The sequence below is a fragment of the Tateyamaria omphalii genome (genome assembly GCF_019802125.1).
Classification (GTDB): domain Bacteria; phylum Pseudomonadota; class Alphaproteobacteria; order Rhodobacterales; family Rhodobacteraceae; genus Tateyamaria; species Tateyamaria omphalii_B.
Map to the genome: position 1 here is coordinate 28,296 of NZ_JAHVHT010000008.1, position 22,814 is coordinate 51,109.

At 62.3% G+C, this 22,814-nt stretch carries 15 protein-coding genes; 3 read left to right on the forward strand and 12 right to left on the reverse strand.

The window, feature by feature from the left end:
* Nucleotides 1-10 precede the first annotated feature (10 nt).
* The 7 genes from KUV51_RS21205 to KUV51_RS21235 all read right to left on the reverse strand — a co-directional run bounded on the left by KUV51_RS21205 (nt 11) and on the right by KUV51_RS21235 (nt 10,657).
* Entirely contained in the window at nt 11-1,060 is a 1,050-nt protein-coding gene (locus KUV51_RS21205) for a hypothetical protein (protein ID WP_222523459.1), read from the reverse strand.
* Nucleotides 1,057-2,022 (reverse strand): hypothetical protein, encoded by a 966-nt coding sequence (locus KUV51_RS21210; protein WP_222523460.1) that lies wholly within the window; start codon nt 2,020-2,022, stop codon nt 1,057-1,059. The genes KUV51_RS21205 and KUV51_RS21210 overlap by 4 nt, the downstream gene beginning before the upstream one ends.
* Nucleotides 2,023-2,099: 77 nt before the next feature.
* Nucleotides 2,100-2,933, reverse strand: coding sequence for an ABC transporter permease (locus KUV51_RS21215; RefSeq protein WP_222523461.1), 834 nt, complete (start codon nt 2,931-2,933; stop codon nt 2,100-2,102).
* 69 nt (nt 2,934-3,002) lie between these two features.
* On the reverse strand, nt 3,003-4,793 hold the full coding sequence (locus KUV51_RS21220; RefSeq protein ID WP_222523462.1) for a calcium-binding protein: 1,791 nt from the start codon (nt 4,791-4,793) through the stop codon (nt 3,003-3,005).
* Nucleotides 4,794-5,068: 275 nt separating this feature from the next.
* Entirely contained in the window at nt 5,069-6,841 is a 1,773-nt protein-coding gene (locus tag KUV51_RS21225; RefSeq protein ID WP_222523463.1) for a calcium-binding protein, read from the reverse strand.
* A 45-nt stretch (nt 6,842-6,886) separates the two neighbouring features.
* Nucleotides 6,887-8,848, reverse strand: coding sequence for a calcium-binding protein (locus KUV51_RS21230; RefSeq protein ID WP_222523464.1), 1,962 nt, complete (start codon nt 8,846-8,848; stop codon nt 6,887-6,889).
* 123 nt (nt 8,849-8,971) lie between these two features.
* Nucleotides 8,972-10,657, reverse strand: a complete 1,686-nt coding sequence (locus KUV51_RS21235; RefSeq protein ID WP_222523465.1) for a calcium-binding protein — start codon at nt 10,655-10,657, stop codon at nt 8,972-8,974.
* 265 nt (nt 10,658-10,922) lie between these two features.
* Here KUV51_RS21235 and KUV51_RS21240 point away from each other — a divergent pair, with 265 nt between their 5' ends.
* Genes KUV51_RS21240 through KUV51_RS21250 form a run of 3 tightly spaced genes read left to right on the forward strand, consistent with a single transcriptional unit; the run spans nt 10,923 to nt 14,146 of the window.
* A complete protein-coding gene (locus tag KUV51_RS21240) occupies nt 10,923-12,248 on the forward strand; it encodes a UDP-glucose dehydrogenase family protein (RefSeq protein WP_222523466.1) in 1,326 nt (441 codons plus the stop codon).
* A gap of 39 nt (nt 12,249-12,287) precedes the next feature.
* Nucleotides 12,288-13,301 (forward strand): NAD-dependent epimerase/dehydratase family protein, encoded by a 1,014-nt coding sequence (locus tag KUV51_RS21245; protein WP_222523467.1) that lies wholly within the window; start codon nt 12,288-12,290, stop codon nt 13,299-13,301.
* A gap of 2 nt (nt 13,302-13,303) precedes the next feature.
* Nucleotides 13,304-14,146, forward strand: a complete 843-nt coding sequence (locus tag KUV51_RS21250) for a sulfotransferase (RefSeq protein ID WP_222523468.1) — start codon at nt 13,304-13,306, stop codon at nt 14,144-14,146.
* 74 nt (nt 14,147-14,220) lie between these two features.
* Here KUV51_RS21250 and KUV51_RS21255 read toward each other — a convergent pair whose 3' ends face one another.
* From KUV51_RS21255 to KUV51_RS21275, 5 genes are all read right to left on the reverse strand, one after another.
* Entirely contained in the window at nt 14,221-15,111 is an 891-nt protein-coding gene (locus tag KUV51_RS21255) for a hypothetical protein (RefSeq protein ID WP_222523469.1), read from the reverse strand.
* Between the two features lie 21 nt (nt 15,112-15,132).
* Nucleotides 15,133-15,435, reverse strand: coding sequence for an HU family DNA-binding protein (locus KUV51_RS21260; protein WP_222523470.1), 303 nt, complete (start codon nt 15,433-15,435; stop codon nt 15,133-15,135).
* A gap of 243 nt (nt 15,436-15,678) precedes the next feature.
* Nucleotides 15,679-16,674, reverse strand: coding sequence for a hypothetical protein (locus tag KUV51_RS21265; RefSeq protein ID WP_222523471.1), 996 nt, complete (start codon nt 16,672-16,674; stop codon nt 15,679-15,681).
* 65 nt (nt 16,675-16,739) lie between these two features.
* On the reverse strand, nt 16,740-20,174 hold the full coding sequence (locus KUV51_RS21270; RefSeq protein ID WP_222523472.1) for a glycosyltransferase: 3,435 nt from the start codon (nt 20,172-20,174) through the stop codon (nt 16,740-16,742).
* Nucleotides 20,171-22,747, reverse strand: coding sequence for a hypothetical protein (locus KUV51_RS21275; RefSeq protein ID WP_222523473.1), 2,577 nt, complete (start codon nt 22,745-22,747; stop codon nt 20,171-20,173). The genes KUV51_RS21270 and KUV51_RS21275 overlap by 4 nt, the downstream gene beginning before the upstream one ends.
* Nucleotides 22,748-22,814 lie beyond the last annotated feature (67 nt).

Sequence of the window (22,814 nt, forward strand, 5' to 3'; positions counted from 1 at the left end):
GCCCTTGCCCCTATGTCGGGTCGAGCCGCACGCGCAGAAGCGTGGCCATCGCTGTGGCATAGGCGGCATGCAGGGCCACGTCATGGTCCGCCATCGGATCAGGGGTCGTGGCGGCGCGGGCCTGCTCGGCCGAACGGCGCAAGGCCCCCTCGAAGATGGGTTGGCCGTCCATGAAATCGCGGTCCATGGCCTGGGCGTCTTCCATGCAGGTCTCGATGCAGGCGTCGACCAGGTCGGGTGACAGGCGCAGCTTGGGGTCGTTCGGGTAAAGCTCCATCAGCGTGGCGCGCAGCGGTGCCAGCACCCGATGGTCGGCGCCCGTGGGCAGGTCGCGGCCGCCCTTGGTCATGGTCCGGGTCAGCTCCCGGATCAGTTCCAGCACCTGTACGCCAGGGGTCGGGTTTTCGTCCGGGATGGGCGGCAGGTTCTGCATCACGGCCGGATCAAGCCCGACCTGGCCCACCAGGAAATCGGCCACCACGTCGCGGTCCATCAGCAGATCGCGCGCGTAGGGCCGCACATGGTAGCGGTCGCCAAACACGTCCTTCCAGGCCGCGGCCCGCTTGTGCAGCGCGCCCAGCCGTCCGCGCATCGACCGGCGCGCAAACGTGTCGAGCCGACGCACATATTTGCCCGTCTTCACGTTCTGGGCGTAGCTGGCCACGATCCGGTCCACATGGGGCCGGATATAGGCGACGAGCGTGATCTCGGTCCCTGCGGGCACATATTTGTCCAGCGCCTCGGCCACGACGGCGGGGGGGACGCTTTCGAACCCTTCGCTGGAGATCACGGTGAGGGGAGGCTGTGCGGCCTCGAGCTCGGCGGCGAGATCGGCCCAGCCGCCCAGGTCGGGGGCAAAGCGCTTGTCGTCCAGCAACTCGTGCGTGAGGTTCACATGGGTGATGCGCTGCGGAACCTTGCGGCCTGCCAGCGGGTAATGCACGCCGAAGGTGCCTCCGTGGGCTTCCGGATCGCGGGCGCGGGCATCCAGCACGTGCTGGATCGTGGTGGTGCCGGTCTTGCGGTCTCCGACATGCAGGATCAGGCGTGGGGCGGTCATGGATCGGGTACTCCCATGGTCAGCTTGCTCTGGTCGAACCAGGCGGCAAAGCGGGCACCAAAGCCCTTGTGCGGTGTCATCGGATTGTCGCGGATGAACGGGTAGCTCAGGAAATGCGGCCGTCCGGCATCGCCGGCATAGCCCGCCAGGTAGCGTTCGGCCGTGCCTTGCAGGATCACGTCGGGGGCCACGGCCTCGACCAGTTCATAGTGGAAGAACTGGGTGCGGCAGAACACGATGCGCCGGAATTGCCAGGCCAGGAGCGGCAGCATCTGCCGGAAAAAGCTGTCGCCGAAGATCAGCAGGGTCTTGTCGGTCTGGGCCTGCGGGCACTCGACCAGCGACATCACCCCGTTGTTGCGCGACAGCCCGTTGTTGAGCACCGAGGCCTCGATCGGCAGGCGCAGCACCTCGACCCGTTCGCGCACGGGGGGCTCGAACTTCACGCCCAGGTCGCCCGCCAGCTTCTTTTCGCCCCAGCGGGCGCTGTCGGCCGCCGTCCGGAAGGCCGCGCCCTGGCCCGGGGTCAGGCTGTCGAGAATGGCACTGGTCAGCGTGACCAGGCCGCGGTTCGAATAATGCGTGTCGGTGCGGGGAAAGGCATCGCCCTGGTCTGCCACCAGATCCAGCGGATAGTGCACGGGCAGGTTGTCTTTCCAGGCCGGGGCACCGCGGTAATGCGTCTCGAAGAGCGATGCCACGGGACCGAGCCGCGCCAGTTTCGGGCCGAGTGCGATCACCTTGTCGGGAAAGACCCAGTAGCCATAGGGGATGCCGCGCCGGGTGGCCCAGGCGGTGCGCTGGTCGATGGCCTTGAAGAAGCGGGCGATATCGTCGGGTCCGGGCGCGGCGCGGCCCTGGCAGTAGTCCAGAACGGAGTGGTCACCCCCGGTCAGGACCATCATGCGGTCGTCGGTGACGAAGATATCGGGGTGGCCATCGTCCAGGTGCGGCTTGGTCACGGCTGAAAATGCCTTTTGGTCAGTCGGAATTGGACCGAGTGTATTTCACACCGTCTGGCGGACCACAACGGTGCAGCTTACAGCTCCATGATGTCCCGGTAGTAACGCCACAAAAACAGCAGCCCCACAGCCCCCGAGATCGCGGCAAACCCGAACACATAGGCCGGTGTGACATAGGCGGCTTCGTAACTTTTGTAGAAGGCGCCGCGCAGCTCTCCGGTCACGTGCATGAGCGGGTTCCACCACAGCCAGCTTTGATATGGATCGGGAATGGATTCGTAGATGAAGATCACCCCCGACACGAGCAGGAGCGGTCGCGTCATGATGTTATAGGCCCTCTGCCAGACCTGGAACATCGACATCAGGAAACAGTTGAGGATGCCGACGCCCAGCCCCAGGGCCGCGGCCATGGAATAGGCCATCAGGACCCGGTCCACCTCGAGCGTGGTGCGGGTCTCAAACGCCCACAGGATGCCTGTGAGCAGCACGTAGCTGATCAGCAGTTGTGTCAGCAGGGCCAGGATGTAGCGCGCCAGCACCGCATCGATCAGCGTCACCCGTGGATAGGCCAGAAGCTGTCTGGAATAGTTCACCGCCTGCGCCGTTTTTGAGCTGACGTCGTTGAACAGGAAGAAGGGCAGCACCCCGGTGGCATAGAAGATCGGGAAATTCTCTCCCAAACGCGGGCTCCGGAAGCCGATGGAGAAGATCGCCGACAAAAGCGCGATACCCAGAAGCGGTTCCGCCAGGGCCCATAGATATCCCCCTGGCGAGCGGCCATAGGTTCCGCCCATCTCGCGCAGGATCAGAGCCGAAATGGTCCGTGGCATGGCAAACCGTTTACCCCGGTTCACCGCGCGCAATTGCTTGCCCTTTGTCGGTGGGGCAGAGGAGGAGGACGCATCCGTCATGCGCCCGTGCCTATCACGTGGGGGCTGGCGCGGGCCAGCCCCTCTTGCTTGGATTGGCGATGGCTTGCGTCAGAGCAGGAAATCGGTTTCCGACAGCCCGGTGACGCCGGTGATGTTGATCCGAAAATCCTGGGTGCCGTCGCCGTTCACGTCGACCAGCACAACGGAATCCGGCCCACCGCCCGGTTCGCGGATCACCAGCTCGGCTTCGCCATTGGCTGATACCGCGCCAAGGCCCTGGAAGTTGATCGTGCCTTCCACCAGCGCCGTCAGATCAATCAGGTCCGAGCCGATCTGGAAGTCGGTGATCGTGTCAAAATTACCGCCGGTGGTGCGGCTCTGGGCGAAGTTCTCGAACAAGAACACGTCCTCACCATTGCCGCCCGTCAGCGTGTCGGCTCCGCCGCCACCGACCAATGTGTCGTCGCCATTGGCACCGGACAAGGTGTCGTTTCCTGCACCGCCGTGGATGTAATCCTCGCCGTCGCCGCCGTTGAACACGTCATTGCCACCCTGGCCGAACAGCACGTCGTCGCCATCATTGCCGGTCAAGGTATCGTTGCCCAGACCACCTGCGATGTTGTCGTCTCCGTCGCCGCCCGACACCACGTCATTGTCCAGACCGCCGCGCAAGGTGTCGTTGCCCTCATCACCGCGAATAGTGTCGTTCCGGGCGCCGCCATTGATGTAGTCGTCGCCCTCTCCGCCCTCGAGGCTGTCGCGGTTGGCGCCACCCCCGATGGTGTCGTCGCCGCCGCCGCCCAGGATGGTGTCGTTGCCGACGCGGCCCTGCAGCAGGTTGGCGCCGTCATTGCCGGTGATGGTGTTGTCGAGGCCGTTGCCCGCGCCGTTGATGTCTTCGGAGCCGAGCAGGGTCAGCACCTCGATCTCCTGGGCGAGGGTGTAGCTTGCTTCGCTTTCGACGGTGTCGGTCCCGTTGCCCATGGTCTCGACCAACTCGATGGACCCGTCGTCGATGATATAGAGATCATCGCCCGACTCGCCGGCCACCGTACCGCTTACCGTTCCGCCGCGTCCGTCGAAAATGTCCGCTGCGCTCCCCAGTTCGACATTCCCCAGGATCGTGCCTTCATTGAGGACAAGATCCTCACCACTTCCCAGATCAATGGCACCCGTGCCGGTCCGGCTTTCGATCATCCCGGTGTTGTGCACACTCACGTCGGTGGTGCGCACACTGCTCGAAAAGATCGCAAGGCTGTGCGCGCTGATTTCACCCGAGTTCGAAATATAAGCCGACCCTAAATTGCCAAGCGTAAGCCCGATCCCGGTGGACTCGGCAGAGTGGATCAGGCCGGTGTTGGTGATCGTGTTAAAGGTAGATGCACCCAGGTCGCCCGACAGTTCGATGACCTGGTTCCGGGACTCGATCAGCCCGCTGTTGAACACATAGTGATAGCCTGTGCCGACTTCGCTATCGATCGTCTCAGCACCATTTGCCGTGATGGATCCCGTATTGGTCAGGATGAAGTTGGCACTGCCATCGGAATCGTTGAAACTGATCGCGTCGCCGTTTGACGAATGGATCAGACCGTGATTGACCACATCCAGCACAGTGGAAAGGTCGGCATCAATGGTTCCCGACGTCGGGTTTTCGGCGGTGATGATGCCATCTTCGCCGTTCAGCATTTCGAAGACGGTCCCATTCAGATCAAGGGCGGAAAAGCCACCGTCAAATGCGTAGATATAGCCGTCGTTGGTCAGCCAGTTGGTGCCGGTGGTCGCTGTGATGGCGTCGCTACCGTCAATGTAGAACCCACCGTTTGCGCTGATCAAACCGGACTGGCTGCCATCAAGCGTTTCTGCGGTCGAGCTAATAAACGTGCGTAAGAAATCAGGCATTGGATATATCCTTGGTAAAAAATGTCAGTCAAAAAAATGAAGTGCTTCCTTTATAGCTCAAAACCGGCTGCATGTCGAAAAATGTCGTGATGCAGTCTCTGATGCCTGAGGGCTCAAGGCTTTTTATCGGTGGTGTCATGGTTCACCCCCTCAGGTCGCAGATATGGAACGGAGCCAGTCGGGAAGACTGTCTCTTGTCATGGTTTCGTCAGCTTTTGAATTCTCCTTTCCTGTTTTTATTTCAGAGGGTTAAGGCCCTGATGCGTGTCAGGCCGTCACAACAGGAAATCGGTCTCGCTGAGCCCTGTCACGCCGGTCAGTTCCAGGCGGAAATCCTGTGTCCCGTCGCCGTTCACATCGACGAACACGACCGAGTCCGGTCCGCCGCCCGGTTCGCGGATGATCAGTTCGGCCGCGCCATTGGCCGAGGCTGCCCCGGTGCCCCCGAACGCGATCTGCCCCGGCACAAGTGCCGTCAGGTCGATCAGGTCGGTGCCGATCTCGAAATCCGTGATCGTGTCCACGTCGCCCACCCGGCTTTGGGCAAAGTTCTGGAACAGGAAGACATCCTCGCCATTGCCGCCTGTCAGCGTGTCGGCGCCCGCGCCGCCCACCAGCGTGTCGTCGCCATTGGCCCCGGTCAGGGCGTCCACACCGGCGCCGCCGTGGATGTAATCCTCGCCCTCGCCGCCGTTGAACACGTCGTTGCCGCCCTGGCCGAACAGCACGTCATCGCCGTCATTGCCGGTCATCGTGTCGTTGCCGAGCCCGCCTGCGATGTTGTCGTCGCCGTCGCCGCCGGTGACCACGTCGTTGTTTAGCCCACCGCGCAAGGTGTCGTTGCCTGCATCGCCGTTGACCGTGTCGGCGCCTGCGCCGCCATTGGCGTAGTCGTCGCCTTCGCCTGCGTCGATGGAATCGACATCCGCACCGCCGCCGATGGTGTCATCGCCGCCGCCGCCGGTGATCGTATCGTCGCCAAAGCGGCCCTGGATCAGGTTGGCGCCGTCGTTGCCGGTGATGGTGTTGTCGAGGCCATTGCCCGCGCCGTTGATGTCTTCGGCGCCCAGAAGCTCCAGCGCTTCGATGTTGAGGGCAAGGGTGTAGCTGACCTCGGACTGCACCGTGTCGGTGCCGCTGCCGTCCACGATGTCGATGGTGGCGTCGTCGATGATGTAGGTGTCGTCATTCGAGCCGCCATCGACCGTGCCGGTCACGGTGCCCCCGCGCCCGTCAAAGACGTCGTCGCCGGACGATAAATTCACGTCACCGATGATCATGCCGGTGTTTGAAACCGCGTCGTCAGCGCCGCCCAGGATCACGTCACCCTCGATCAGATATGTGTTCTGGATGGTGGTTGCGTTGTCGCTGTCGATGTCACCCCGAATGGTGCCGGAATTGTTCAGGTTGAAGACATGGGAGCCCACAAAGGTTTCGAACGCAATTCCGTTGCTTGCGGCGATTGTGCCGGTGTTTGTCACGTCGAGCAGTACGGCGTCCGAAAAGAAAACACCATTCGCTGTGGATGTGTTCAGATACTCGATCAGTCCGGTGTTCAGGACGGTGACGGTCCCTGACAGATCGTCCAGCAAAGCCTGGGTGGTCGTGCCAAGCCCGGTGATTGTCCCTGAATTCGTGATGATCATGGTGTCGAACTCGTCCGCAAAAATCGCCGCCTCACCCGTCGTTATGTGCCCTGCATTGGCGAAGGTGAAAGCGGTGTCTGACAAGTCCGCATCCAGTGCGGCCGCGACAAACCCGTCCCCGGCCGCGAGGATGGTTGACGTTTCAGCAACCGAGACAAACAGGTCAACAGTATCCGTGCTGGTTTCGGTGGCTGTGAACGTTTGGGAAAAAACGTCATCCCCGGCAAAGATATCGCCTGCCAGGTACAGCCCGTAAATTCCGTTGATGCTGCCGTCGACATTGGCACTAAAGGTGAACGCGTCGGATGTTCTGATTTCCGTCCCGGTGGTCAGAAACACCTCGTCCGTGCTGTCGATTGAATAGGTTGATGTCTGATCGGTTATGATGAATTCCGCTGCCATGTCAGGCTCCTTTACAGATGTGAAAGGGATGGATGGGGGAGGGGGTCACAGCAGGAAATCCGTCTCTGACAGTCCCGTCACGCCGGTCAGGTTGATCCGGAAATCCTGCGTGCCGTCGCCGTTCACATCGACGAACACGACCGAGTTCGGGCCACCGCCCGGCTCGCGGATCACCAGTTCGGCCGCGCCGTTGGCGGATACTGCCCCAAGGCCCTGGAAGTTGATCTGACCCGGCACCAGGGCGCGCAGGTCAATGAGGTCGCTGCCGATCTGGAAGTCGGTGATCGTGTCGAAATTGCCCCCCGTGGGACGGCTCTGGGCAAAGCTCTGGAACTCGAAGACATCCTCGCCATTGCCGCCCGTCAGCTCGTCGGACCCGGCGCCACCCACCAGCGTGTCATCGCCATTGGCACCGGTCAGCGTGTCGCGGCCCGCGCCGCCGTGGAGGTAATCTTCACCCTCGCCGCCGTTGAAGGCATCGTTGCCGCCCTGGCCGAACATGGCATCATCGCCATCGTTGCCCAGCAAGGTGTCGTTGTTCAGGCCCCCGGCCATGTTGTCATCGCCGTCGCCACCAAGGAGCAGATCATTGCCCGCCGCGCCACGCAGGGTGTCGTCGCCCAGGTTGCCGCCCACGGTGTCGTTGCCCTGTCCGCCCTGGACAAAGTCGTTGCCGCCACCGCCATCCAGGCTGTCATCGCTGAACCCGCCGCCAAGCGTGTCGTCGCCGAAATTGCCGCTGATCGTGTCCTCGCCGAAAAACCCCTGGATCAGGTTGTCGCCGGTGTTGCCGGCCATGAAATTGGCCCCGTTGTTGCCGAAGCCGTTGATATCCTCACCCCCCAGCAGGGTCAGGTTTTCGAAATGCACCTGCAGCGAATAGGTGTCAGCCTCGCTGAACACATGGTCGGTGCCGCCGGTGAAGGTTTCATCAAGGTCGATGGAGCTGTCGTCGATATAGAACGAGTCATTGCCGAACCCGCCGCTCACTTCGCCAGCGATGGTGCCGCCGCGCGTGTCGATCAGGTCGTTGCCTGCCCCGAGGGTGACATCGCCCCCGATGTGGCCGGTGTTGTAGATGGTGTCGTTGCCGTCAATGCTGTTGGGGTTGAACACACCGTCCATGATCGTGCCGCTGTTGATCAGCATGTCCGCATCGTCACCCAGATTGACGCCGCTGGTGATGTCACCGCTGTTGGTGACCGTGTCGTTACCATCGCTGAGGACCATAAACCCATCAATCAAGCTGAGATTGGTGACTTCGTCATCCCCAAGACCAAGACGCAGGTTTCCGTAGATCGCCCCGGAATTGGTGATCTCATCGGCTGCGTCGTCTCCGTTAATGTCTCCGACCGAGTTGTCGAACGCGCTTCTGAGGGTGATCGTGCCGGAATTGAGCAGGATGCCCCCGTTGTCGGCACCCAGGAAGATATCCCGCATCTCGATGGTGCCGGAATTCTCGACAAAGGCCGTGCGGTTCCCGTTTACGCCAAAGAACCCGCCGATCATCGTGCCGGAATTGTTGACCCGCACATCGTCGAGATCGGGAGAGTTCGAGGTAAAGGTCCTGTCACGATCGGCCTGCATCAGGCCGGTGTTTTCGATGATCAGGTCGAAGGCGCCGTTTGGGTCGTCGTCATGGAAAAAGTCGTTCAGCGCCTCCATCGTGCCGTGGTTGATGAAGATCAGCTCCTCTGCGCTGGCAAATTGGGAATTGCCGCCCGACAGATCGAAGAGTGCCGTCACGACGCTGGTCGTGGACACGTTGCTGATCGTGCCGTGGTTGAGGATGATCGCCGCGTCGGAATTGACATCGATGGTCGAGGAGGCGGCCCCGCTGATGATCGTGCCGTAATTGGTCAGCGTGGTGCGGTCGCTGCCGGACATGTCGAACGCGTGTGCGCCGTCCTCGAAGACCAGGACGCCCGGGGCGACCACGACCTCGTCAAAGCCGGTGATGTTGGTGGTGCCGTTCAGGATGTCGGATGAGATGAGTGTCGTGGTCATGGGATTTATGCCTTTGGTCTACAAGATTTGGGCGGCAGACCGCCTTTCAAACATTATTGAATGCTTTCAAATAGTAAGGTCATAATCCATCCCCCCGAACAGGGGGGATGGACGGAGCAGTTGTCAAAGCAGGAAGTCGGTTTCGCTGAGGCCCGTCACGCCGGTGACGTTGATCCGGAAATCCTGGGTCCCGTCGCCGTTCACGTCGACAAAGACGACCGAGTCCGGCCCACCGCCCGGTTCGCGGATCACCAGCTCGGCTTCGCCATTGGCCGACACCGCGCCCAGGCCCTGGAAGTTGATCGTGCCTTCCACCAGGGCCGTCAGGTCGATCAGGTCGCTGCCGATCTGGAAGTCGGTGATCGTGTCGAACTGGCCGCCTGTGGTCCGGCTTTGGGCAAAGTTCTGGAACTCGAACACATCCTCGCCATTGCCGCCGGTGAGCGTGTCTGAGCCTGCACCGCCCACCAGCGTGTCATCGCCATTGCCCCCGCTCAGAACATCCAGACCGGCACCGCCATGGATGTAATCCTCGCCATCGCCGCCGTTGAACACGTCGTTGCCACCCTGGCCGAACAGGGCGTCGTCGCCGTCATTGCCCGCCAGCGTGTCGTTGCCCGCGCCCCCTGCGATGTTGTCATCACCGTCACCGCCCGAGGCGACGTCGTTGTTCAGACCGCCACGCAGGGTGTCGTTGCCCTCGTCGCCGCGGATGGTGTCGTTCTGGGCGCCGCCATTGATGTAGTCGTCGCCCTCTCCGCCCTCGAGGCTGTCGCGGTTGGCGCCACCCCCGATGGTGTCGTCGCCGCCGCCGCCCAGGATGGTGTCATCGCCGACGCGGCCCTGCAGCAGGTTGGCGCCGTCATTGCCGGTGATGGTGTTGTCGAGGCCGTTGCCCGCGCCATTGATGTCTTCGGCGCCCAGCAGGGTCAGCATCTCGATGTTCTGGGCCAGGGTATAGCTCGCCTCGGACTGCACCGTGTCGGTGCCCGCGCCCATGGTTTCGAACAGGATGACGCTGCCATCGCTGATCTGGTACAGGTCGTCGCCGCCTCCGCCGATCACCGACCCGGTCACGGTGCCGCCGCGCCCGTCGAACGTGTCATTGTCATTGCCCAGCAGGACCGACCCTTCGATGAAGCCGGAATTGACCAGCACGTCCTCGCCTGAGCCCATGTCGATATTGCCGGTGATGTCGCCGCTGTTGATTAGGTCGTCGTCTGCTCCCCGGGTTCCGATCCCTCCGATGATGGTGCCGGTGTTGGTGATGATGTCCACTTCGGAATCGGTGTTGATGACCAGAGCAGAGGATCCGGTGCCGCTGCCAGTCGTCGCAATGGTGCCGGAGTTCACGATAAGGTTGCTGCCTGCGCCAGCGACATTGTTGAAGATCTGGATGGCGTTGTCGCCTGAGGTCAGGATCTGGCCCGAATTGATGATTTCCATTCCTGAAGATTGCGACAGGATACCATCTGCACCTGCGCCGAGCCCCGAGATCGTACCGCTGTTGATGACGGTGTTGCCGGTCCCGCCTGCGGTTTGGTCACTGAAGATGATGACGGTCTGGCGCGCGGTGATGGTGCCAGTGTTGACCACTTCAGTGCCGTGGCCCGAGGCCCGGATGGCATCGTTATTGCCGAAGATTGATCCGCTGTTGTTGATGGCAACACCAGTTAACCCGGTGGCCGTGACGTCGATCCCCGGACCCGCAAGCTGCGAGATCGCGCCGTTCTGGGTCACGTTCGCTTCTTCATTGCCGATCAGGGTGACGGTGCTTGTGCGCAGGCCGCTTACGGTTGTGGATGTCATTGGAAATCCCTCCCTTGGAATTCATTGATGAAAAAATGTGCCGACAAAATAAGCGCCGGTCTGCCGTGAGTATTGTGTGCCACCTCTTTACCACACAAGCGTTTTGGCGCGCTGGTCCGGAATTCCTGCCCAAAACTTGGGCCGATACACGCACAGGTTGGCGGGTTTACGCGCGGCATCCTGACATGACACGTTTAACGGCCTTGCGTGTCCGGAGATTTCTGCACAAAACGGCGGCAGTTTTAAGCCAAGGAGCTTTTTAAGCATGAAGATTGCAGTGATCGGCACGGGCTATGTGGGCCTGGTGTCTGGAGTGTGTTTCTCCGATTTCGGCCATGATGTGGTGTGCGTCGACAAGGACGCCTCCAAGATCGAAAAGCTTGAGCGGGGCGAAGTGCCGATCTTTGAGCCGGGTCTCGATGTGCTGATGGCGCGCAACGTGGAAGCGGGGCGTCTGTCCTTCACCCTCGATCTGGACAAGGCGCTGGACGGGGCCGAGGCGGTGTTCATCGCCGTGGGCACGCCGACGCGCCGGGGTGACGGCCATGCCGACCTGACCTACGTGATGGCCGCCGCGGCCGAGATCGCGACCACGGCCAAGGATTATATCGTCGTCGTCACCAAATCGACCGTGCCCGTGGGCACCAACGCCAAGGTGGCCGAGGTCGTGGCCGAAGCGAACCCGAACCTTGAGTTCGACGTCGCCTCGAACCCCGAGTTCCTGCGTGAAGGGGCGGCCATTGATGACTTCATGAAGCCCGACCGTGTGGTCGTGGGCGTGGAAAGCGAACGCGCGGCCAAGGTGATGTCCGACATCTACCGTCCGCTCTATCTGCGTGACTTCCCCATCGTGACCACAGATCTGGAAAGTGCGGAGATGATCAAATACGCGGCCAACGCGTTTCTGGCCGCCAAGATCACCTTCATCAACGAGATCGCGGCGCTGTGTGAAAAGACCGGCGCCAACGTCAAGGAAGTGTCGCGCGGTATCGGTCTGGATGGCCGGATCGGCAACAAGTTCCTGCATGCCGGTCCCGGCTATGGCGGATCGTGTTTCCCCAAGGATACCAAGGCGTTGGCCCGTATCGGCCAGGAACATGCCGTGCCCATGCAGATCACCGAGGCCGTCATCAAGATCAACGAGGAGGTCAAGCGCCGCATGGTCGACAAGCTGCTCGATCTGTGTGGTGGATCCTTCAACGGCAAGACCGTTGCCGTGCTTGGCGTGACCTTCAAGCCCAACACCGATGACATGCGCGATGCGCCCAGCCTGACCATCGTGCCTGCCCTCGTGGGCGGTGGCGCCACCGTGCGCGTGACCGACCCTGAAGGCCGCCGCGAGGGCGAGGCCCTGCTGCCCGGCGTGGAATGGACCGAGGATGCCTATGCCGCGACGGCGGGTGCTGATCTCGTGGTGCTTCTGACCGAGTGGAACGAGTTCCGTGCGCTGGATCTGGGCCGCATCGCGGGTGCCATGACCACACCGGCCATGGCCGATCTGCGCAACATCTATTCCGAGACGGACGCGGCCAAGGCAGGCTTTACCGCCTATGCCTCGATCGGGCGCGGGCGCGAGGGGGTGGCGGCCTGATCGCCCCCCTCATCCCCCTGACATAGACGGAGCTGCCCCATGCCCAAGGCCCTTATCACCGGAGCCGCTGGCTTCATCGGTTATCATCTGTCCAAACGCCTTCTGGCCGATGGCTACGAGGTCATCGGCTTTGACGCCATGACCGATTATTACGAGGTGGCACTCAAGGAACGCCGCCAGCAGATGCTGCTGCAGAACAGCGCCTTTCGCGCGGTCAATGAACGGCTTGAGGCCGATGGCGTGCTGATGGACCTGATCACCGCCGAGAAGCCGGATGTGATCGTGCACCTCGCCGCGCAAGCGGGCGTGCGGTATTCCATCGACAATCCGCGCTCGTATGTCGAAGCCAACCTGATCGGCACTTTCAACCTGCTGGAGGCCGTGCGGGCCAACCCCTGCAGCCATCTGCTGATGGCGTCGACCTCGTCCGTCTATGGGGCCAATACCGAGATGCCCTATGCCGAGACGCACAAGGCCGACAGCCAGATGTCGTTCTATGCGGCCACGAAGAAGGCGAACGAGGCGATGGGCCATTCCTATGCCCATCTTTATGATCTGCCGATCACCATGTTCCGCTTCTTTACCGTTTACGGTCCCTGGGGACGGCCCGACATGGCGCTCTTCAAGTTCACCAAGGCGATCCTGAACGGCGATGCCATCGACGTCTACAATCACGGCGACATGCGCCGGGACTTCACCTATATCGACGACCTGGTGTCGGGCATCGCGATGCTGATCGACGCAGCACCCGTGCGCCCCGGGCCAGGCGAGACGGTGCCGGAAGGGGACAGTCTGTCGCCCGTGGCACCTTACCGCGTGGTCAATATCGGCAATTCCGAACCGGTGCAGCTCATGGCCTTTATCGAGGCGATCGAGGCCGCCCTGGGGCAGGAAGCCAAAAAGAACTTCATGGAAATGCAGCCCGGTGACGTGCCGGCCACCTGGGCCGACGGCACGCTGCTCAATACCCTGACGGGGTACGGGCCGCAGACCTCTGTCCACGACGGCGTGGCCAATTTCGTGGCCTGGTATCGCGACTATTACGGCGTCTGAGTATGTCTGAGCCGGGGCCTGATTTCCTCTGCATCGGGATGCAGAAATCGGGCACCCACTGGCTTTATCACCGGCTGCGGGGGCATCCGGACTTCTGCATGCTGCCGCGCAAGGAACTGCAGTTTTTCGGGCGTCCCTTTCCATCGGCGGGCAAGAAGGCCGGGCTGATGGCCAAACGCGCCGAATGGCTGGCCGCGGGGACGTTTTCCGCCGCCGATCAGTCCTTTACCGATATGTTCATGGCGCTGGAGCGCCGCCGGGATCATCCGGTGTCGGTCTATCGTGACCTGTTCTCCTTTACCGATGGCCGGCTCAGCGGTGACATCACCCCGTTCTATGCCAGCCTGTCCGACGATCAGATCGCGCAGATCCGTGCGGACCTGGGCGATATTCCGGTGCTGATGTTGGTGCGCGACCCGGTGGCGCGGGTCTGGTCGGCGCTGAATGATGGGGCCAACAAGGGCAAGGTTGCGGACGCGGCTTTGCGCACACCGGATGCACTGCGCGCGCAACTGGCGCGGCCTGCATGGGCCGGGGCCTCCTTTCCGGCGGCCAGCTACCGGCGCTGGTCGCAGCACTTCGACGTCAAGGTGTTCTTCTTCGATGATGTCCTGACACGCCCCGTTGCGTTGCGAGACGAGATCGTCACCCATCTGGGCGGGCGTCCGGGCCTGCCGATGGATGCTCATGCGGATGAGAACGTGAAGGCGGGGCGCCTGCGCCTGGAACAGTCAGACGGGATCAAGGCGGAGTTGCGCGCGCTGTTCGGTGCGGAGCTGCGCGACTGCGCGCAGCTTTTTGGTGGACCCGCCCTGCACTGGGGCGCGCAATACGGGATAACCTGACCCGGCGCCCAACAGGTCGTGATGTTGCATGACAAGACGCCGGACCGCCCGTGGCGGGTCCGGCGTCTTGCGTGTCAGGATGCCGCTTCTTGCTGTTCCATGCGCTTGCGGCGCTTCATTGCACGCTTTTCCTCGTGACGCTTGATCTGCTTGACGACATATTCGCTTGCCGTGGCAGGGTCGATGGAGGGCGCTGCATCGGGTGTTTCCGCCGGATCGAAACCGAGCAGCCGGTAATCGTCGGCCACCTCATTGGCGAAATAGGCGACGTCCTCTTCGTGGAACCACGCCTTCCATTCGCCCGACCCTTTGGAACGGGACACGTATTCGTGCTTGTCCGCGACTTCGAATTCCGACGTCATGTCCAGACCCAGATAGTCGCCAAGCGCGCCAAAGGACTGGGTCAGCAGATCTTCGTAAGAGAACATGAAGAACGCATCGTCCCACTTGCGTTTGACGACCGCCGGGATGATGGCGTTCTTGCGGTAGATATCGGGAAGATCGCTGCGATCCGTAAGCTTGCCCACCTCGCGCAGAATGCCGAGCACGGAGATACTGTCCGGTGCCTCTTCCTTTTGCTTGATCAGATCCAGGAAAGCCTGGTTCTTTTCCGGACCGGACTTGTCCAGCAGGCGGGGTGGGTTGAACAGCAACCGGCTGACGACATTGTCGCGCGGATCCCGGAAGATGATGATCTTGCGGTCAAACTCATCCAGGGCGTCCGTCATTCTCCGGGTTACGGGTCCGAGCAGGGCTTTGCACAGGCGCGCAGGGTCTTGCGTTGTTTCGAAATAGGATTTGAACGCATCCATGTCGCGCGGTTCGAACAGCCCCTTAACGGGGCTGCCGGATGCCTGCTCCATGGACTTCTGGATGGCATAGAACAGTGCTGTTGTTCCGCTCTTGGCCGCGCCGAGAATAAGCGTGTGATGCAGCGGCGGTGTCGCCGCGGATCGAGATGACACGTGGATCACTCCTGGTTTGGTTTAGGCGGTCGTGCTGGCTTCAGCGGTATCCGCTTTTCTTTTGCGGCCCGTTGCGCTGCGGCTCGGGCGGAAGCTGACATATCGTGCTGGCGCGATATCCTTGGTCGAGCCATCTGCGGCCTGGCGTTGCGTGGCTTCGCGTTCGGTCAGCACGAAGCTGCCCAAGCCGCTGATCGCGACCTTTTCACCGGACAGGGCCGTCTCGCGGATTTTGACAAAAAGACTATTTGCAAACCGACGTGCGTCACGCTTTGACATCTTGGTATCTTCGGCAACGACATCTGCTAATTCATTGAGTTTCATACCGCTTCTCCTATGTTGCGGAACGCGCCCTTGGGCGCGCGGATAGCGCTCTGAACATGGGGTTCAGTGCCAAATAAATTGTACCAATAAGGGGGGTCTTTCGCAAATTTAATCCATGTTTGAGGCGCGCGCTGGCTGCGCTTCGCCAAGGGTCGCTGATTGTATCAGCAGGGTCCCGCACTTCGGTCTTGGCTGCTCCTTCACCGCCCTTGCTGCATCGGAATAGATGCCGCGCATTTCTGGTCAGGCGTATCCCGCCCGGATGTCAGTGCGCAGTTTTTCGGTGGCTTCGGATTCAAAAATGCACTCCACCAGAAAGTCGACATCCAGCTCGTAATACTTGCGGGGATTGCGGCGGCTTTCGGGCACCGTGAAGTAGCTGTCCGGCAGGGCGACGTGCTTTGCGATCTTTGCATTCATGTCGCCAAAGCGGTCCAGATAGGTCTGTGCCTTGTCGCGCTTGAGGAAGACGGGGCTGCCGGTGAATTGCGGATGATGCGTGCCCACGGCCAACATCACCTTGGACACGTCGTTCAGGGCCTCGGGGGGCAGGGTCTGCCCGTTATAGGTCAGTTCGCCATCCATGCAGCGCTGTGTCACGGTCTGGCTGGCCTTGACGAAACGTTCGTTCAGGGACTGGTTCTTGCGGGCTGGGCGGGCTTCGACCTCGACCCCCATCAGTGCGGCAAAGGCGTCGCTGATGTCGGCGTGATCTTCGTAGATCAGCACATGCATCTTGTCGTGGCCGAAGACATCGGCCCATGCGGAATAGATCCCTTCGAAATTGGTACGCCCGTTCTTGCTGAGCGTTTTGACGAAGGTGCCGAAAGGTTTGACGTAACCGCGTTTGCAGGCCTGGGCAAAGATCGATTCCGACCAGGTCAGCTGGTTGCGCAGGCACAGGATCGGGCGCACGTCGAAGTCACTGAGCCCGGCGGCCACCTCGCGCACCTGCGCGGCCGAGATCAGGCTGAAGTCTTCGGAACTTACGAAAATCCGGTCAGAGGTCGAGGCGCGGGCCGCGTCGACCAGATCCGAAAAGCCGGGCAGATCCGGACGGAAGCGTTTGTGCTTGCCCACGTCCCAGGCGGCATTGTGGTGAGCCTGATTGGGGGCAATGGCCTGCGGCAGGCAATCGATACCCGCGGCCTGAAATGGCCCCTTGGGATGCATGAAATGCATCTGGACGGTGGACGTGCCTGTCTTTTGCAGCCCGATATGCAGGTACAGCGTCTTCATAACGTTCAGGTCATCTTCTCTTTTTGGCGCGGCGTAAACGAGTGTGTCTACGCCGGGTTGTACCGTTAACTTTGCCGTGCCGTATTTGCAATGATCACGGCGTAATTATGAACCATCTCCCAATAAGTGAGAAGTTCCCAGAATCGGGTTTCTGCCTGCTCTCCGAACCGCGCGCGGTCCTGCGGGTTTTCCAGCATCCAGCGCAGGCATGACCGCATGCTGTCTATGTCGCCAATGGGAAAGAGCAGCCCGCTTTCCCCATCAACCACTTGTTCTTGCGTGCCAAAGACGGCCGACGATACCACGGGCAGGCCGAAGGACATCGCTTCGACGATGACACGTGGATAGCTTTCATTGTGCGAGGCAAAGACGAACATGTCTGCGGCACGATACCACAGGGCCACGTTATCGGTCTCGCCGATGATGTGGATGCGGTTCGCGAGATCCTCGCCCAGTTCGGCGATGCGGGCCTTGAGATCGTCCAGATAGGCCGAGGGCTTGGCCCCCACCAGCACCAGCCGCATCTTGGCCTGAACCTTCTTCGGCAGGCCCGCGACGGCTTCGACGATGTCGCGCTGCGATTTGCGCGCGTTGACCGAGCCGACACAGACCATCATCACGCCACCGGCGGGAATGCCCAGTTTCTTGCGCAGCGGGGCCTTGTCCATCTGGCGCACGGTATCGAAATGCGACAGGTCGATCCCGTTGGGGATCAGCCGTGCATCGGGGATGTCATGGCTGCCCTGCCACAGCTTGCGGGTGTGGTCGGACACGAAGATGGTGCTGCGCCCCTGGGCCAGGCCCGCGCGGCAGGTCTCCATCACCGGCTCGGGGCCGAAGTCGAAGGCCACATGCTCGTCCGAGCTTTCGCGGATCATCGACACGGCCGGCACGCCCGCGCTTTCCGAGATGCTGGCGAACCACAGGCTCGTGGCGGTGTTGGCCACGGTCAGGTCGATGTCATATTCCTTGAGTGCGGTGCGGAAAGCCTCGGCCATGTCTTCGTAGGTGCGCGAAATGATCTTGGTCGCCAGTCGGCTGGTGACGCCCAGTTCGGGCACGATGACCTCGATTCCGGCGTCTTCATAGGTCTTGCGCAGCGCCCCGTCGATCACGGCAAAGATGGTGGGGGTGATGTTATAGGCCTTCTTCAGCCCCAGCACGGTCTGCATCAGGCTGGTGGGAGCGCCTTCGCCCACATTCAGGTTGTGCGACACGAACATGACCCTGCGGGGCGGGGCACCGACAGGTGCGCGGCGCTTTGGCACACAGGTGCGCACCAGGGCCTCGTACTTGTTGCGGATCGCCACATCGCCGAAGCGGTCCTCGATCACGCGCTGCATGGCGCGCATGTATTCGGCCCGGGTTTCGGGGTCGTCCAGACGTTTCAGTGCCGCGTCCAGGCCCGCCTCGTCCTGTACCACGGCCCAGCCCATGCCCCCGGCCTGCAGCAGAACCGCGCAGGCGGGTGCAGTGGCCACGATCGCGGGCACGCCATTGGCGATGGCGGTGATCAGGCGGTTGGGGCTTTTCGATTGTTCCTCGGCCCCGTGGCTCAGCACACAGACCGAACATTTCCGCATTTCCGCGACGAATGTGTCATAGGCCCAGTCGGTACAGATATCGACATAAGGGGCAAAGGACGGATCCTCGGTCTTGGCGATATGGTTGAAGGACCGCTTGCGCGAGATCAGCTTCATGCCGCGCTTGGTCTTCTTCATCACGTGGTCGATCATCCAGCGGGCGCTGTCGAAATTGCTGCGCCCGGGATTGCCGTACCACAGCACGGATTTCTTGGGCTTGGTCAGCGATGCGTCGCGGTCGTCACGGTAGTCGATGCCGTCGGGCAGGTAGGTGACGGCCTTTTGCAGCCCCAGCTTCACGATCGCCTTTTTCAGCGCGATGGTCGACGCGACGATGATGTCGGCGCGCTCGGCCAGTTCGAAAAAGCGGGTCTTGGCGTGGACCCCGCCGACCTTGCGGTCATCCTCGAAATAGCGGTCGCAGACATCGTAGATCAGCGCGATCTGCGGGTTGTCGCGCAGGATCTGCATGGTGGCGTCCGAGGCCAGCTGCGAGACCACCGCAATCTCGGTGTCGGGGCCAAGCCCCTGCAACGTGGCCTGCATGGCGTTGCTGTCGGCCAGAAGCTCGGCCGGTTGCGCGCAGCGCAGGCGGGAGGAGGCGAAGTTGGCTGCCGGTTCCCAGAACGGGACAAAGGCCACGCGCGGGCAGCTGTCACGCTCCATCTCCGGCAGGGCCAGCACCTTGTAATAGTCGCGCGCGGTGCGGGTCACGTCGTGATGGGCTTGGGCAAACCCCACCGCCTCGCGCCGCATGCGGGTCTGCAGCGCCGGGTCGTCACGCAGCTTCTTGATGCGTGTGATCAGCTTCTTGGTGTCGCGCTCGATATAGAGGATACCGTCGCCATCCTTGATCTTTTCGGCGTGGAAACCGGCGGCCTTGGTGGTCAGGACCGGCACGCCCATCGACAGGGCCTCCATCACCACGTTCGAACAGCCTTCCTTGCCCGGTGCAACCGGGTGGATCAGGCAGTCGATGGCGCCGTAGAACTTTTCCTTCATGTCCTCGCGCGCGATCTGCTCCTTGCCCTTGCTCAGCTTGACCAGGGGCAGGCCCATCTTCTCGCAGGCCTCGTTCACGAAGCGGAAACCCTTGATATGGGCCTCTTTCGTGGTCGACAGGTTGCCGGCAAAGCCCACGGTGAAGGGGCGTTCGGCCGCCGGTACGGGATCGGGATGCCACTCACCCAGATCCAGCGCATTGGGGATCAGGTGCACATTGGGGTGCAGGGGCGCAAAGATGTCGTAAAGGTGCTGGTTCAGCACAATGATGCCGTCGAATACGGCCACGTCCTTGCGCAGCTTGTCGTGATCGTCGCCATAGGTCAGCGCCACGGGGCGTGGTCCGCCGACCCGCAGGATGTTGCGCCGGGCCGACCGGCCGCGCATCTTGAAGATCTTGATGTCGAAATAGAGCGCCACGTCCGTCTCGACGTCGTGGCCGTCGATGATGTGTTCGAACTCGGGCAGTTGCTTGGCCAGCATCTTGGCATTGTTGCCATAGGCCCAGCCGACATTGTCGGGGTTCATCACCCAGTTCATCGTAGGCTTGGCTTTCGGGCCGGGGGCCACACCGTTGGGCATCAGGGCGGCGTTCAGTTGCTGGGCGGTTGGGATGACCCAGCGGCCTTCGGCCTTGCCCGAGCGCAGGTAGTGCAAGAGCGGGTTCACGCCTGCTTCCGCCACGTCCGTGTTCGCAGCCAGGTAGCTCATCCCGTCAAAGGAGGGCGAGGGATTACGGCCCAGCCGTGCGCCCAGCCAGAGGTAGTGCTGGACCGGGTCGATCTTGAGCAGGGCGACATCCGGGTATTCCGTCAGGTACCAGACCGGATCGAACAGGTCCGATCCACGGATCACGTCAATGTCTTCGGGCGTGGTGGCCGGGGTCAGCGGCACGGGTTTGGTGCGGAGGGTCATTGCGGCGCTCCCGTGCTGTCGGTGGAGGGGGCTGGTTCTGTGCCTTCGGCCTTGGCCACGGGGGGCTGGGGTGCCTTTGGTTCCCGCGGTGCCCGGCCTTCGGCCAGACCGTAGAGGATGAAATGGGTCAACGGATCCATCCCGGTTTCGGCGACGTCGGGATTGGAGTGCAGATACCAGTCGGCATCGAACAGCCCCGAACGGCGGACGGCATCCATCTGGCGGCGCAACTGGCCGCTGTTGCGGCGCCAGAACCGGACATGGCGATAGGGTTGAAGCAGGGCGAAGACGGCGGCCAGGTCAGCTTGCCCGGCGCGCAGCGTTGCCACGTCCATCGTCGCCTTGGCCGCGGCATCTGCCGCCTCGGTGAGGCGTTTCTCGGTCTCTTCCGCCACTTCCTGCATGGCAGTCAGGGTCTTTTGAGCGGCGTCGCGCTCGGCCTGGGCCTGTCGGGTCTGCGTTTCTGTCTGCATCAGCAGGTTGGTCAGCTGCGCCAGTTCGGAATGGCGCGTTTCGGTATGGGCGGTGGCCTGGGCCAGCTGCGCCTTGAGCGCGCCCATCTCGGCCTCATGCGAGGCGCGCAGGCGGGCGATGGTCGCCTGGGCTTCGTTTGCGGATTTCTGCAACGCCACATTTTCGCGTGTCAGGCTCTGGACATGGGCATGTTCCAGATCGGCTTCGCGTTTGAGGCTCTTGTTGATGCGGCTCAGGGTCTGGGCGTGCTGGTCGGCCTCCTGCTGCGTGGATTCCGCTTGGTTCAGGGCGCGCCGTGTGTCGGTCAGTTCCGCGTCCTTCTGGGCCAGCGCGCTTTGGGTTTCTGCCAGGCTGTCTGCCTGGGTGCGGTATGCACTCTCGGCGGCTGAGAGGGCCTCCTGAAGAGTGGTGACATGGGTTTCCTGTTCTGCCAGGCGCGCGGTCTGCTCGGTGAGCTGTGTCGCCTGTTCAGCCATATGGGCGTCTTGCTCGGCCAGGGTCACATCCCGTTCGGCGAGGCTGGCCCGGGCGGTGTCCAGCGCGGCCTCCTGCTCGGCGATGACCATGTCGCGGTCCATGGCGCTGTTCTGCAGCGCGGACAGATGGGCGGCCTTTTCCGCGCTGTCGGCCTGCAGGGCGATCAGCGCATCCTCCTGCTCGGTCAGGGCGGCGCGTGCGGTTTCGAGCTCGGTGTTCTGGGCGTCGAGCCTGGCGCGCAGGGTCTTGGTCTGGGCCTTGGTACGGGCCTGCAGGCGGGCCTTGAAGTCCTCCTCGGCGGCATCGGCGCGGGCGGCTTCGATCTCGATCTCTTGTTGCAGCTTCTGCATGACGCGGGTCTGCAGGGTGGCTGCCTCGGCCTGGGCCTGGGTCTGGGCCTCCATATGCGCGTCGAGCTGTGCCGTGGCCTGTTCCTTGAGCCTGCGTTCCTTCGCGCTTTCCATCCGGGCGGCGTCTGCTTCGGAGCGCGCCTTGGCTGCCGCCCGCTGCGCTTCGGTCAGGGCGGTTGCGGCGCTGCTTTGACTGTCGGCGAGCTGCGCCTGCGCCATGCGCCGGGCCTCGGCCACGGCCGCTTCCGCGTCGTGCTGCGCCTTGATCAAGGCTGCTTCTGCCTCGCGGCGTTCCTTGGCCAGCTCCTTGATGCGGGCCTGGTTGTCCTGAATGACGCCGATGCGCTTGGTCAGCTCGGTCTGGGTGTCGCGCATCCCATCGACCAAGGGGGCAAAGACCGCGACCGACGCATCGAGATCGGCACGGATCGCATCCAGGCGCGCGTGATCGGCCTTGCGCTCCTGCTTGGTGGCCCAGTGTTCGAAGATGCCGTAGGCGTCGCGCAACCAGTCCGACACCAGCGGGCTGTCAAGCTGGGACTCGTCGCTGACATGGTGGCGGTGGTCGGGCGAGATCAGCCTGCCCACTTCCGTGCTGACCTGTGCCTGCCCACGGGGCCAGACCAGGTCGAGCCCCTTGGTCACCCGGTCCATCGCGCCGGCCCAGTTCTGCATCATGCCGTCGTAACTGATGACCACACGGGCCTGTCCGCGTGTCGCGCGCTCGGCCTCGAGCATATAGCGCAACCACAGAAGGTGGGACAGTTCGGGTGCAAAGTCATTGCGCGCTTTCAGCGAGGCGGCGACCTCGATCGGGTTGCGCAGGGCCAGAAGCGGGCGGGGCGTCAATCCGGCGGTCTCAAGCACCATCTCCCAGAAGGGCATCAGGCGTGACACCCGGGGGTCCTTGAGCACGAGAAACCGTGACGTGCCGAATTCCGTGTCGAGCAGGCTTGCGGCTTCTTCCGCGAATTCTGCCACTTTGGGCGAGCGTTCCCAGCCGTCGGGCAGGGCGCGCCAGTCGTCCCATCGTGACCCGGTCAGCGCCAGAAGCCGATCATTGAAATCCCGCAGGGCCCGCGATTCCCAGTATCCGGTTGGATTGTTCGGGCTGGGTCCGATCAGGGTTTCGGGCAGGTCCGCGCCCATCAGACTCAGCACACGGGTCAGCAGGCTGGTCCCGGATCGGTGCATGCCCAGAACGATCAACGCGGTCCGGGACGCAGTCCGGGACGGGGCGGCATGAGAGGTCTTTGGGCCAGATGCCATCATGTCCTCGTATTCTAAAGGAGACCGGTATAATCGCTCAAACTATGCGGGGACCACTAGTCAAGCGCGC